Origin of the sequence: Pandoraea sp. 64-18 (assembly GCF_001899225.1) — a bacterium.
Lineage (GTDB): Bacteria > Pseudomonadota > Gammaproteobacteria > Burkholderiales > Burkholderiaceae > Pandoraea > Pandoraea cepalis.
Map to the genome: position 1 here is coordinate 76,839 of NZ_MKVU01000019.1, position 13,316 is coordinate 90,154.

Below are 13,316 nucleotides of genomic sequence, written 5' to 3' on the forward strand. Positions count from 1 at the left end.
TCACCGTTGTCGGGCCGTCACGCCTGCGATTTATGCGCCGCCGGTTCCCGTGTTACTTTTACGGCAACGTTACTGCGTGTGAGGTGTGACCATGTACACCGTAATGGGCATCACGGGGCGAGTGGGCAGCGTGCTGGGACATGACCTTCTCAAGGCAGGTCTACCGTTGCGGGTCGTCGTCCCCGATGCCGTCAAATCGAGCCGATGGGCCGCACTGGGCGGTGAGATTGCCGTCGCGGAAAACGACGATGTCGACGCCCTCACCCACGCGTTTCGCGGCAGCGAAGCCGTGTTCGTGATGCTCCCACCGAACGCAGACCCCGAGCCGGACTTCTCGCATGCGCGGCGCCTGATCGACGCGATTCGGCAAGCGCTGGCCGCCACTCGCCCGAAACGCGTGGTGTGCCTGTCGAGCATCGGCGCCGACTGCGAAATGCCCAGCCTGCTCACCGCGCTGCGCTTGTTCGAGGCGGCGATGCTGTCGTTATCGCTGCCGGTGACGTTCCTGCGCCCGGCCTGGCTGATGGAGAACTTCGCGTGGGACATCGAGCCCGCTCGCGAACGCGGGGAGCTGCCGAGCTATTTGCAGCCGGTGGATCGGGCGCTTCCGATGGTCTCGGTGAGCGACGTCGCCCATTTCGCGGCGCGCGCCATGCAGGCGCCGTTCAGCGACAACCCAATCTGGGAAATCGAAGGCCCCGAGCGTTACTCGCCCGACGACATCGCCGCCGCACTCGCCCGTACGCTCGTTCGCGACGTCTGCGCCGAGGCGGTGCCCCGAGCGGGCTGGGATCCCCTTTTTCGCGCGCAAGGTATGCGCAACCCGCTGCCACGTATCCAGATGCTCGACGGATTCAACAACGGCGACTTCCGCTTCCGCGACGACGGCAAACACGCGCTGCGTGGCGGCGTCACACTCGTCGAGGCAATCGCCGCATTGGTGCGCGAAAGCTGACACCGGTGACGGGCGTCAGGCCATCCGCAACCCGCTAGCGGTCTCGGCAAACCGGCACTTGTGCGAGCAGTTCACGCCAATGTTGCGCCCAATCGCCATCGTGCGCGACCCCGCGCACCGTGACCGTCGTCACACAGGATCCCCCCGCCGCCGCCGCGAAGCGCCGCGCGACGTCCGGCGGCACGATCGTATCCTGCGCGCTGCTGAAATGGATCTGCGCAATGCCTGCGATTCGCCGCGCCACGTCGATAGGATTACGAGACGCCGGCATCGGCGAGACGTGATGCAGCCGATTGATGTACTCGGTGTCGAGGTTGCCCGCGACCGTGCGCAGCGCGGCGACGTCGTGGCGGCGCGCAGCGATCAGCACGGCAATGGCGCCACCGCCCGAGTAGCCGACAAGCTCCACGGGCTGCCCAGGGGTACGGGCCACGAGTTGATCGACTGCCGCGTTCATTGATTCGATCACTTCGGGGGCGAACCGCTTGCCGGTCCAATACGCGACGGCGCAACGGGGATTGTCCTGCATCGGCGTAAATTGGCAGGGTCGCGCCAGATAGGCGACGTTGTCGGCGGCCTTCGCGGACGAATCCGCGGCAGCGAGCGCCAGCCCCGTTGCCGCGACCGGCGTGGGGTCCAGCGATGGCTCACTGCGCGAAACCCAGGCCAATCCATCGCCTTCGATGTAGATGCGCAGAGGCTTGTCGGGGCGGGTAATGCGCGAGAACACGGTAAGGCGGAAATCGCCCGCCGTCAGCACTTCCCGGTGCAGTCCCGCCGGTCCGGCCAACGCATCGGCATGCGCGTCGCGATCCACACTGGCACACCCAGACGCCAGCGATAGGGCAGCCAGTGCGGCAACGTAACGCATCCCGCGCTGCCACCCTGCAAGCATGGCGTTCATGGCGCTGCGCCGCGCCCTTCGGTCAAATCGCGCCATCACGCCATTCCACCACGAAGTGCTTGAGTGCCTGCGCCATGCGTTCGACCACGGGTTGCCAGTGTGCGCGGGCCTCCTGGCGAAACAGACGCATCCCCGGATACCAGGGCGAGTCGTCGCGACCGAGCAGCCAGCGCCAATCGGGAACCAACGGCAACAGCACCCATACCGGACGTCCCATCGCGCCTGCCAGATGAACGGGCGACGAATCGACCGACACCAACAAATCCGCGAGATGCAAAATCGCCGCAGTGTCCTCGAAATCGCGGATCCCGTCGCTCAGCGACACCATCGACATGCCGTCGGGGGGTGTACTTGCCTGCGAGGCCGCCGGCCCCTTCTGAATCGAAAGGAACGTCGCGCCACTCGCCCCCAACGGGCCGAGTTGTGCGAGCGACATGGACCGGTTGCCGTCGTTGACGTGTTCCGGGCGCCCCGCCCACACCACGGCGACCCACGGGCGCGGCAGGTCGGCCAATTTTTCGCGCCAATGGGCGACGCGCTCGGGGTCGGCGCTCAGGTACGATACGTCGCCCGGCAGATCGGCGAGCGTCAAGCCCATCGCCATTGGCAGGCTCATCAGTTCGCAATGCTGATCGAACGTCACCGGCAACGTACCGCGAGCGACGATATCGTCATCGCCCCACATGCGCCTGGCGATCGGCAATGCTTCCGGATTGATCTCCAGGATCACGCGCGCCTGACTGCGCTCACGCGCCCAGCGCGCCATGCGCAGGAACTGGAACGTGTCTCCGTAGCCCTGCTCGTCGTGGATGAGGAGCGTCTGGCCGGGAATCGGTCTGCCGTCCCAACGCGGGCGTTGCACCTTGCGCTCAATGGACTGCGTATGTTCGAGGCGGTAGCGGTGGCGATACTCGCGCCAACCACGCTCGAAGTCGCCGAGCAGGAGCAACGTCTCGGCGAGATCGAAGCGGTTGGACAGGTCGCCAGGCACCTGACGGGCAAGCCTGTCGAGTATGTCTCGTGCCTCGTGCACCTTGCCTTGCGCGCGCAAGACCATCGCAAGCAATCGCCACATCACCACGGGCGCGGTCTCGGCGCCCACGACCTCGCGCAGCATCGACTCAGCCCTTTCGTACGCCTGCGCACGGACACACGCCACGATGGCGTCGTGAACCGAGGTCATATCCGGCGGTGTGGCGAGCAACTGCGGCACCGAGGGCGGGACACCGTCGACGAGTGCCGGGCGATTGCGCGTAACCTTCTGCGCCTCGACAAGCGCAAGCGCAGCCCGCGCATCGTGACTCTCCGGCTGGAGGGCGAGCGCATCGCGAGCACAATCGAGTGCCTCGTCCAACCGTCCCACCAGCGGCAGAATCCGGGCACGCGTCACGAGCGTGGAGAAATGCTGGGGGGCGAACGCCGACATGATCTCCACGACCTGCAACCCCGCCGCCACGTCTCCACTGGAAACTTCAATGTCGGCAAGATTACGGTAGGCGTCGACGAACGACGGATCCAACTCAATGGCGCGGCGCGCCAGAGTTCGCGCTTCGGTAATGCGCTGCTGTGCGCTCAGCAGCGACGCCAGATTGCTGTGCACGTCCGCGCGTAGCGGGTCGATTTCAAGGGCCCGCAGATAGTGCGTCTCGGCAGACTCCTGACGCCCCAGCAGACGCGCGGTATTCCCGAGATTGTTGTGCGCATCGGCCGACGCGGGCAGCAGTTCGCTCACGCGGGTGAGGCATGCCAAGCTCTGATCGAGCTGTCCGACCTCCTGCAACACTATTCCGAGGTTGTTCCACCCGGCAGCAAACGCCGGATCGATTTCGACGGACCGGCGCGCAGCCGCCAGCGCCTCATCGAGCCGGCCCGCCTGCCGACACATCTCGGCCAGATCGGACCAACTGGACGCCAGCGCACCGGGCGCCCGGCAGGTGGTGCGCAGATGGTCGATCGCCATGTCGCGCTTGCCATAGGCATGGGCCATGAGGCCGAGGAGATAATGCGCGTCCGGGTGCTCGGGCGACGCGTCCAGCACGCGCCGGCACAGGACTTCGGCCTGGGGCGCCTGTCCCGCCTGCCAATGCGAATGGGCTAACGCAATCGCCTGAGCGAAGGTCAGCATTCCGGGAGTCGAAGCGGCGGCAGACATCGAGAGGCGGTCGGGAGACGGTAGGCACTGCGCGATACTTCCACGGCGGTCGCTGCCATGTCAATCGTTGCGACCGCCGGACGCGTACGAACGTTTCCGAACACGCGCGACGCTCAGAAGCGCTGTTGTACGCGCACAATCCCCGTGTGCGACACAAAGCCCGCCCCCGCTTGCAGGTCGTAGCGAATCGAGGCACTCAGATTGTTCGCTTTCATCAGGGTCAGGCCCAGCGAGATATCGGCCAGGTCCGACACCGGCGTAGCGCCCACGGTCGTGAACGCCGTCTGGCCGGACGGATCCGCAGCGAAGCTCGCGCCCGTCGTTTGACGCGTACGGTTGTACTCATGCAGCCAACGCACGCTCAGTTCGGGCACCCACATCCCCCTCGCCGTTTCGAATGGCAAGGCGACCTTCGCCCCCAGCGCGCTACGCACCGAACTAGCGCCGACACTGCCGACCGTAAGCGCCGAGCCATTGCCACCCGTTTCGGTATAGCCGTTCTGGTTCAGATAGCCATATGTAACGCCCGCCAGCGGCGTGACGATGGCACGTCCCAGCGCCAGTGGCCAGCCGAATTCGGCGCCGAACACGAATTGTTGACCGTTGAAGTTGCCATGGGCCACGCCGTTGAATCCCGGCATCGACACCGATCGCGTCGTATCGTAGTGTTGCAGCACCGCCGAGCCTGACAGGTTCACGTACCACGGCTCGCCGGTGTACGCGGCGTACCCAATGAGGCCATACCCGTTCACGCCGGTCGTATTGCCCGACGTGCTACCGTCATTGTCGATCGCCGTGCGCGAGAACTGGACCGCTCCCCCCGCACGCCAGCGCTCGCCGAATGCTCTGTCAGCACCGACGACCAGTCCACCGTAGTTGGCGCTGTAGCCGTCGACGTCGTTACGCACCGACTGGCTGGCGTGACCGCCGAAGGCCTGTCCCCAGACGCCCCAGTTGGCTGCGCTGTCGCCCGTCGCAATCCCGGTGCCCCCGGCCTGCGCTACGCGCAGGCTGTTGACGTGCGCACCGACCACGCCCAGCGATTCGAAGGTGGCCGCGCCTGCGGCACGCGTATTCTGCGCCGGGGCGAGTTGCTTGCCGACCCGATTGGCCGAGTCCGTCGAACCGCCGCTCAGCGACCCGAGTGCCGCGTTGTACAGATTCAGCAGTTGGGCGTCGCTCACGCCGGTGTAGCCCAGCAAGCCCCGCAGCGACGACTGCGCGTTGGGTGCCGACGCAAGCAAGGCGTTGGTGCGAGGGTCGGCGGGCGGTGTCGTACCGGTGCCGCCGCCGTTGTCGGAACCGGCATTCGTATCCGAAATCAACGTCACGACCAGATCCTGCCGACTGCCGTTAGCCACCGTGGCGCCGGTCGCGCCGAGCGTCGACGAACCGTTGACGCGATAAACCAGCGAACCTTCGTTGTAGGTGGCCGAGCCTGCCGTGTCGATCACGACATAGCGCTGACCCGCCGCAAACGAATAGCCGAGCGACTGTAACGCGATACTCGAACCCGCTGCCAGTGTCGTGTTGCCGCTCACAACCAGTCGTCCGTAGCCGCTGTCGGTCGTCAAGTCGCCGGTCGTAACCGCATTGCCCGCAACACCGATCTGAAGCGTGGCGCCTGCCGCCTGTGCGTAATCGCCTGAGACCTGGATGGCATTGTTCACTTGCAATACCGACGCGTCGTTGAACGCCGTTCGTGTGCCAGCGAGGTTCAGGTCGTCGTTAAGCAGGAGATTGCCGCCGTTGAAGTGTATATCGGCGAGCGAGCTGGAAAGGGTTCCGGGGATAGCACTGCCGAAACCCGTGAGGGTGCCCTGCGCTGCGCCTGACGCCCCCGCGATGGACAAGGCTTGCGTGCCGGAATGGGAAATGTTGCCCGCAATGGTGCCGGCGTTATTGATCTGTCCGATCGTGGCCGCTGCGGAGGCATTCGCGATGGCCGCGCCGGCGCTGGAAATGAGCCCGCCCGCGAGATTGTTGATGGTACCGATCGAGTCCTCGTTGTAAATGCCGTAGTTCCCGCCCGAAATCGTTCCAGCGTTGTTGATCGTGCCAATGATGCCGTGATAGGTCGTGCTACCGATCACGGTACCGCGGTTGTCGATGCCGGTGCCGGTGCCGAGCCCACTGGTGCCATCGATCAGGCCAACGGGCAGGTTGTCGATCGTCGCGAGGGTCGCGCTTCGGTTCATCACCCCGCTTTGCGCGCCCGTAATGGTGCCGCTGTTCGTCAGCGTGCCCAACTGCGTCGATAGACTGCCCATGAACGAGGCCACGCCATAACGGCCCGAGATAGTCCCCGTGTTGGTCAACTCGCCGAGATGCGACGTGTTCTCCACACCATACCCGTTGGCGGCGGAGATCGAGCCGGAATTGAATGCAGACGCCAGTGTGCCAGCGTTGTCGATGCCCGCGTTGCTCGGCGAGAAAATCAACCCGCTATTCTCGAGACGCGCCACACTGCCCCGCGATAAAATCAGCAATGCGTTACCGCCGACCAGCGTGCCAGCGTTCGAAATTGTCCCGAATGTGTTCACGATTTCGGCGAAGGTCGCGCCCGTGATCGACAGGGTCGTACCGTCATAGCGCCAATTCGTCGACGAGGCGGTGTCGGCCAGACCGACAAAGAGAAGCCGGCGGCCGTCCATGATGGCGGCCGCCGGCGGGACTGCCCACACCGGTCCTGTGTTCAGCGAAGCCGCTGCAACGACGGCGGCGACTGCCGCTTTGCGCACACGGCGGTGGTCCGCCGAGCGCGACGTTCCGCCATGACCGCCGGCCACTTCGGACGCGACCTGATGCATGCCCAGACTGGCGCTCCATACCACACGATAGATGCGATTCATTCGATTTCCCGGAATACGGCTTTCTTATTGCAACGCGTTGACTCGTGGATTCGGAACGGGCTCGCGCGCAGCGACCGACACGTAGGCGCAAGACCTCCGTCATGGCAGGGAAGTCCGGCCGTATCGGTCAGAAGGATTGGATGCGTGAGCGTCGCGGCACACGCTCGCTACGGCATGAGCGCGGTCTGATTCAAGGCGATGATGTGGCCTGCCTCTGGGGCAGAATCACCGATGGTGCGAGAAGCGGCACGAAACATTCGAACGACCCCGTGTTTGTTCACCTGTACGACGCGCTTGACAGCGCCCGTCATTTTTTAATCCGCGAATCCTTCCATACCATTTACCGACTGTCAATCGGCATTTTTTTCGCCGGTCGGCAGGGTCCCACAGGCTTGCGCTACACTCGGCTGACCGAACCAAGAAAGGAAATACGCATGAGCACCCCTATCGAAAACATCGCGGTGACGCGCAACGACGGCGGCGCCGCAACCTTGGGCGACTATACGGGACGCGTGCGTCTGGTGGTCAACGTCGCGTCGAAGTGCGGCCTCACACCGCAATACGAGGGCCTTGAACGCTTGTATGAAGAAAAGCGCGCCGCCGGCCTCGAAGTCCTCGCCTTCCCCGCCAATAACTTCAAGGGTCAGGAGCCCGGCACCGATGCCGAGATCCTCGACTTCTGCACCACGCAATACAACGTCACGTTCCCGCTGTTCGCCAAGCTCTCGGCACTGGGCGACGACCGTCACCCGCTCTACACGGCGCTTGTCGAAGCACAGCCCGCAGCGATCGGCGAAGGCCCGTTCCGCGAGCGTCTGAAAGGATTCGGCGTAGTCCGCGAGAACCCGGCCGACGTGTTGTGGAATTTCGAGAAGTTTCTGATCGGACGCAACGGGCAGGTCGTGGCCCGCTTCTCACCGGACGTCAAGGCCGACGACCCGCGTCTGGTCGCCGCCATCGACGCGGAATTGGCGAAGTAATCGCACCATGCAAAAAGGGGCAGCGCAAACGCGTGCCCCCTCGTGCCACAAGCGTCGGCAGGACGGTTGCCGGCGCGCCATGAACGCCTTCCGAAACGACCTCACGTCTGGCAAGGTCGATCCGGGCCTCATGACGCCACATCGCGCGCCGGTTCCCGCTTCTCGCGACAACTCGTGAAATGCGGCGCGTCATCCCCCCCGGGATTGACGCTTCCGCGATGACCCGACTCAGCGCTTGGCCGTGTCAGTCATGAACTTGCCGGTTGGCGCTTCGCTCCCCTTTTTCTGACGGCGGGTGTTGCCGTCGAGTCCGCCGTCCACCGCCCATTCGGCAAATACCGTCGGCCCCGGCTCGAAGTCGCGCGGCTGCCATTCCGGCGTAAGGATGTCCTCGTCGGCGTAATACTCGATGAGCGCGCCGCACGGATTCTTAAAGTACCAGAAATACGCCGAAGAAATCGGGTGACGGCCCGGGCCCAACTGGGTTTCCCATCCGCAGCGGTCGATATGCATGCCGCCGCCGAATACTTCGTGGATATCGCGCACGGTGAACGCCACATGGTTCAGCCCGCGCTTGCCGTTCGGCAACGCCAGCAGGAACAGATCATGATGGCCGCCGTGCGGTGCACAGCGCATGAACGCGCCACGATCCGGATAGCGATCCGACAGCTCGAAGCCGAGCTTCGTTTCATAGAACGTCTGCGTGGCCGCGAGCGCGTTGGTGAAGAACACGACATGCCCCACTTCGATCGGCTGGGCACGCTCATACACCGGGCTCGGCGTGTTCACGCGCTGAGCCGCGATCCCCCACGGATTGCTCAATGCGCCCTTCACGTCCACGGCCCGCTTGGCAGTCACTTCCACCCGCACGGCCAGACCGTTGGGATCGATGCAACCCGTCGCACCGTCCTTGAAGAAATAGCCTGGCTGGTCGGCGAAGCGGTCTGCGATAGCGGCCACTTCCTCGGCCGTCGTCACGCCCCACGTCACTTCGCGCAGCGTCGGTCCATCCTCCATCGCCGGCGGCAGCGACGGATCGTCGTGACGCACGGCCAGCACACGGCAACCGTTCAGCGTTTCGAAGCGCGCGCCATGCGCGTCGGCGGACACCTCGGTCAGGCCCCAGTCGCCCAGGAAGCGACGGCAGGTGTCGAGGTCGGTGACCCCGTAGGTAATTTGTTCAATGCCCAGAATCGTCATGACAGTCTCGGGTAGGGGTTCAAGGTGGGCGCGGTCACAGATCCAGCGTCAGACGGTCGCCCTTGCAACCGGACACGCAAATCATCATGACCTTGTTCCCGGCGCGCTCAGCCGCGCTCAGCACCGAATCACGGTGATCGGGGCAGCCTTCGAGCACACGCGTCTCGCAAGCGCCGCAAACACCTTCCATGCAGCTATGCTCCGCGTCGATACCCGCGGCGAGCAACGTCTCGAGCAGCGTCGCCCCGGCCGGCACGCTCAGCTCCTTGCCGGACTTCGCGAGCTTCACGACATAGCCCTCGGACGTCGCGGGCGGCGGCGCATCCGGCGCCGCAGCGAAGCGCTCGATGTGCACGTTGGCGATGCCAGCCTCGGCGCACGCCGCTTCAAAGGCGTCGAGCATCACGCCGGGTCCGCAGCAGTATGCGTGCGTGCCCGCCGGCTGCCCGGACAGAAACGCCGTGAGCGACGCCGGCTTGCCGCCGTGCTGGTCGTCGAAGTGATAGGTAATGTCGCCGCCCAGCGCGTTCAGCTCGTCGACGAAAGCGGCTTGCGGCGCCGTGCGCGCGCAATACATCAGCTTGACGTGGCGACCGAGCGCACGCAGGCGTCGATACATGCAGAGAATCGGCGTCACGCCGATCCCGCCGGCGACGAGCACCGTGTGCTCGGCGGCGTCGTCAAGTTCGAAGTGATTGCGCGGCGCGGAAATCTCCAGCGTCATCCCCACGCGGAAATTGTCGTGGATGAAGCGCGAGCCGCCGCGGCTCTTCGGATCTGCAAGAATGCCGAGCACGTAGCGGTTCGGCTCGCCCGGCGCATTGACGAGCGAATAGCTGCGCACCAGCCCGCTCGGCAGATGCAGATCGATGTGCGCGCCCGGCGTGAAGTCGGGAAACGGGGTGCCGCTGCCCGCCACCGGCACGAGTTCGATGCTCATGATGCCCGCCGCTTCGAAGCGAAGCGTGCGCACCATGGCCGACAGAGTTGACTTGCTCATAACGCCGCTCTCAGATGTTGCTGATACTCTTGACGTCCGCCGGCTCAGCCCGCGGCGGACAAATCGATGTCGAGACGCGCGAACGCCTCGATCTCCACTCGCAGCTCCGGAAACACCAGGCCGCTCACTTCCACGAGCGTCGAACACGGATACGCCCCGCCGTTCGCCGCCACGTCCGCAAAAAACTCTCGCCGGGCCCGGCCGACCTCGTCCTTGTCGGCAATGTCGGTCACGTACACCACGAGCTTGTAGATGTTGGCCAGACGCCCGCCACCCGCCTCGACCAGCGCGCGGATCTTGCCCAGCACCACCCGCGTCTGCTCGTAAGTCGTGAGCGGCTCGACGGCGGCGCGCGTGGCTGGGTGCGCGGTCATGCCCGAGAGCACGATGTCGTTGCCGACGCGAATGCCGTTGCTCCAGGTCGCCGCGCCCAGATCGGGCACGGCCTGGGCACGGATCCGCTCGGCCTTGAGAGGTGGGTCGATGGGCATGAAGCGTCTCGCGCGGCTTACGCCTTGCCCTGCGCAATGCGCTCGAGTTCCGCCTTCGCCAGGTTCTTCAGATGGCGACGCAGACGCACGATACCCATGTCATGTTGATACAGATGCTCGCTCTGGTTGGCATCCGGCTCCATGTCTTCGAGCATGACGCGATCCTGTTCGAGCACCGCCCAGTGGCGCGCTTCTAGACGGTTGCGATACAGGAAGCGCCACGTATCGCGTTGCCAGCCGTCGAGCTTGCGGCAGCGCCAGTGGAACACGGCGGCCAGCGTCGGGGAGACCGGCGTGTAGCTGCCCACGATCACGAAGTTGCCGCCGGGGCCGCCCGTCTTCGGGTACGGAATCTCCAGACGCATCCAGTGCGTGCCGGTATCGGCCCACTCGGTCCAGTCGAAGTTCACGTCACGCTGGCCTTCCTTCTCGAAGACAAAGCCACGGTCGGTGTCGCGAATGCGGAAGGCCGCCGTGTTGTCACCCTCGGCCATCGAGTGCGACTGCTTGTGCAGATACGTGCCGTGCATCGGATCCATCACGTTGTCGAGCACGTACCGGTAGTCGCCCTTCCACTCGGTGTAGCACAGGAACGACGAGTACTCGCCGTCGGCATCGAGTTCCTCGGGCAACACGAGCGGCGGCGGCGTGTCGATGTTCTCAGTGGCGTTGTACAGCCAGATCGCGTCGTTGCGCTCGACAATGTGGTACGCCTGCGTTGGACGCGAACCTTCGAGCTTGCAGCCCGGGCTGCCCGGCACACGCATCACGGTGCCGTCGCAGCGCACTTGCACGCCGTGATAGCCGCAGGCGATGCGATCGCCCATCACGATGCCCTTGGACAGCGGCGCACCACGGTGCGGGCAATGATCATCGAGGGCATGCACCTGGTTGTCCTGGTCGCGCCAGAACACCAGCTTCTTGCCCAGGCGGCGCAGCGAGACCGGCTCGCGGCCAACCATGTGCGACGGGCAAATCGGATACCAGAGGTTCTTCAGGCCACGCTCGAGAATGGCGTCGGCAGTGAGGATAGGCTGTTGCGTAGTCATGGGGGACGTCTCCATCGCGATCGCCGCGCACCCGCGGCGCGCAGCGATCGAACTCTGTGATGTTGTTACTCTTCGGCCATTCGGGCGATCTGCGCGGTGTACACCGCTTCGGTCCACACGTCGCCCGCTTGCGGGCCGGGGCCCGTGCGATTCAGATAGGCCACCAGCCCAGCCAGATCGTGTGTGCCGGCGGCATAGGCGCGCTCGATGGCGTCGCCCAGCAGGCTTTCGTATTGCGTCGGCTCATGGCGACGCGCTTGATTCGGTTCGAGATAGCGGTCCATCATTTCCCTCCCTGGTGAACCCGTTCGCGAATGCGCGCGTGCACGGGTACAAAATCGTAAGTCGGATAGCATTCGGTGCGAAACACTCCCCAGGCCGAGCGCTCCAGCTCGACGTTGACCGCCGGCAGCAGGTGCGGTGGCAGTTCTAGCGTGACGATCTGGCCAAAGCCCATCGCCACCGTCCACGACACCACCCTCACACCGGCCGGCGGAAAACGCTCCCACCATTCGGCCGCCTTCAGGCGTTCCTGGAAATCGTCCAGATTGTTCGACTGATCGTGACGCAGGAACACCGTCAGCAACATCGTGTCGGGCTGGGTGACCGCAGCGGCGCCCGGGGCGTTTTCGTTCATGTGTCGTCTCGCGTTATTGCACGAACTGGTTGGTGAACAGGTCGGCCAGGTTCGACTTTTCGCGAATGATCTTCTCCTGCATATAGAAATCCTGCAGCTTCGTCACACGCGCCGGATCGAACGCACCGAGACGCTCCTGGCCCGGATACACGTTGCGGGCGTAATACGTCAGGATCTTCTCGATCTCGGCTTCCTTGCCCTTGTAGCCGGGCACGGTCGCGCAGTATTCCTTGGCCGCGGCCGCCGGGTCGCGCATGATCTCGGCCACCGACTTGATCGTGGCACGAACGAACTTGCGGACCATCTCCGGCTTCTCGGCAATGGTCTTGTCCGACGCCAGAACCGCTTGCGCCATGCCCGGGAAGTACTTGTCGGTCGAGGTCATCGTGACCTTCACGCCGGCATCTTCAATATTCTGCGCCCACTCCGGCGTGCCCACCATCGCGTCGGCCTTGCCCGTGGCGACCTGCTGCCACACGCCTGCCGGACCGGCGCCCTGGATGCGCGCGTCGGTCCGCGTGAGACCCGCGGAGGCGAGCAGGCCCAGCGTCGCGTAGAAGCCGGTGTCTTGATACGACAGCACCGTGATCGTCTTGCCCTTCAGGTCGGCGGGCGATTTGATGTTCGCATCGTTGCGCACGACCAACTGATGCAGCGTGCGCCCGCCCAGCAGCGCCACGCCCTTGATGGGAATGCCGTTCGGACGCAGCACGATCGGGGTGTCGCCCAGGCCGCCGCCCAGATCGCCATTACCGGAGGCGAGCTGCTTGCCGACGTCGGCACCGCCTTGCACGGTCAGCCAGCGCACCGACAACCCTTCCGCCGCGTAGTAGCCCTTCTTCTCGGCCAGCATCAGCGGCGCGAAGGCCGGCAGGTTGGCCGGCGCCGGGAGCAGATAGGTAATCTGCTGGGTAGCCGGCTGCGCCATTACCGGCGCCGCCAGGCTCGTGAGTCCCGCCACGGCGCACAGGCCAACAGCACGACGCGCACGGCGCGCCAACGATCCACGGAAAATCGACAACATATCTCTGCCTCGCTCAAGTATCGGATGACCGCAATACCCTGTGCATTGCGGCGTGTTCTGCCACTGACTGAC

12 protein-coding genes are annotated in these 13,316 nt (G+C 64.8%); 2 read left to right on the forward strand and 10 right to left on the reverse strand.

All coding sequences use genetic code 11. The annotated features are described in order from the left end of the window. Positions 1 to 91 precede the first annotated feature (91 nt). On the forward strand, positions 92 to 955 hold the full coding sequence (locus BGP02_RS16480) for an NAD(P)H-binding protein (protein WP_017235341.1): 864 nt from the start codon (positions 92 to 94) through the stop codon (positions 953 to 955). 34 nt (positions 956 to 989) lie between these two features. Here BGP02_RS16480 and BGP02_RS16485 read toward each other — a convergent pair whose 3' ends face one another. The 3 genes from BGP02_RS16485 to BGP02_RS16495 all read right to left on the reverse strand — a co-directional run bounded on the left by BGP02_RS16485 (position 990) and on the right by BGP02_RS16495 (position 6,863). Continuing rightward, positions 990 to 1,859: an alpha/beta fold hydrolase gene (locus BGP02_RS16485; RefSeq protein WP_286798863.1), complete on the reverse strand. Its 870-nt coding sequence runs from the start codon at positions 1,857 to 1,859 to the stop codon at positions 990 to 992. A 22-nt stretch (positions 1,860 to 1,881) separates the two neighbouring features. Beyond that, entirely contained in the window at positions 1,882 to 3,984 is a 2,103-nt protein-coding gene (locus tag BGP02_RS16490) for a tetratricopeptide repeat protein (protein WP_286798864.1), read from the reverse strand. Positions 3,985 to 4,124: 140 nt separating this feature from the next. Next, positions 4,125 to 6,863, reverse strand: coding sequence for an autotransporter domain-containing protein (locus BGP02_RS16495; protein WP_286798865.1), 2,739 nt, complete (start codon positions 6,861 to 6,863; stop codon positions 4,125 to 4,127). A gap of 434 nt (positions 6,864 to 7,297) precedes the next feature. On the opposite strand from BGP02_RS16495, the gene BGP02_RS16500 reads away from it, so the two are divergent. After that, complete coding sequence (locus tag BGP02_RS16500) at positions 7,298 to 7,843, forward strand: glutathione peroxidase (RefSeq protein WP_017235338.1); 546 nt, start codon at positions 7,298 to 7,300, stop codon at positions 7,841 to 7,843. Between the two features lie 228 nt (positions 7,844 to 8,071). Here the strand turns inward: BGP02_RS16500 and BGP02_RS16505 are convergent, their stop codons facing one another. The 7 genes from BGP02_RS16505 to BGP02_RS16535 form a co-directional block, all read right to left on the reverse strand. Continuing rightward, the gene (locus BGP02_RS16505; protein WP_286798866.1) at positions 8,072 to 9,043 is read right to left on the reverse strand and encodes a VOC family protein; all 972 of its coding nucleotides are present in this window, start codon (positions 9,041 to 9,043) and stop codon (positions 8,072 to 8,074) included. Positions 9,044 to 9,077: 34 nt separating this feature from the next. Further along, positions 9,078 to 10,043, reverse strand: coding sequence for a PDR/VanB family oxidoreductase (locus BGP02_RS16510; RefSeq protein WP_150563168.1), 966 nt, complete (start codon positions 10,041 to 10,043; stop codon positions 9,078 to 9,080). Positions 10,044 to 10,087: 44 nt separating this feature from the next. Beyond that, positions 10,088 to 10,534 (reverse strand): RidA family protein, encoded by a 447-nt coding sequence (locus tag BGP02_RS16515; protein WP_150563169.1) that lies wholly within the window; start codon positions 10,532 to 10,534, stop codon positions 10,088 to 10,090. Between the two features lie 17 nt (positions 10,535 to 10,551). Beyond that, positions 10,552 to 11,583 carry a Rieske 2Fe-2S domain-containing protein gene (locus BGP02_RS16520; protein ID WP_017235334.1) on the reverse strand — a complete coding sequence of 344 codons (1,032 nt, stop codon included), beginning with the start codon at positions 11,581 to 11,583 and terminating at the stop codon, positions 10,552 to 10,554. Positions 11,584 to 11,648: 65 nt separating this feature from the next. After that, positions 11,649 to 11,867: a recombinase-like helix-turn-helix domain-containing protein gene (locus BGP02_RS16525; protein WP_261939783.1), complete on the reverse strand. Its 219-nt coding sequence runs from the start codon at positions 11,865 to 11,867 to the stop codon at positions 11,649 to 11,651. After that, positions 11,867 to 12,220: a hypothetical protein gene (locus BGP02_RS16530; protein ID WP_268567368.1), complete on the reverse strand. Its 354-nt coding sequence runs from the start codon at positions 12,218 to 12,220 to the stop codon at positions 11,867 to 11,869. The genes BGP02_RS16525 and BGP02_RS16530 overlap by 1 nt, the downstream gene beginning before the upstream one ends. A gap of 13 nt (positions 12,221 to 12,233) precedes the next feature. Beyond that, positions 12,234 to 13,244, reverse strand: a complete 1,011-nt coding sequence (locus BGP02_RS16535) for an ABC transporter substrate-binding protein (RefSeq protein WP_017235331.1) — start codon at positions 13,242 to 13,244, stop codon at positions 12,234 to 12,236. Positions 13,245 to 13,316 lie beyond the last annotated feature (72 nt).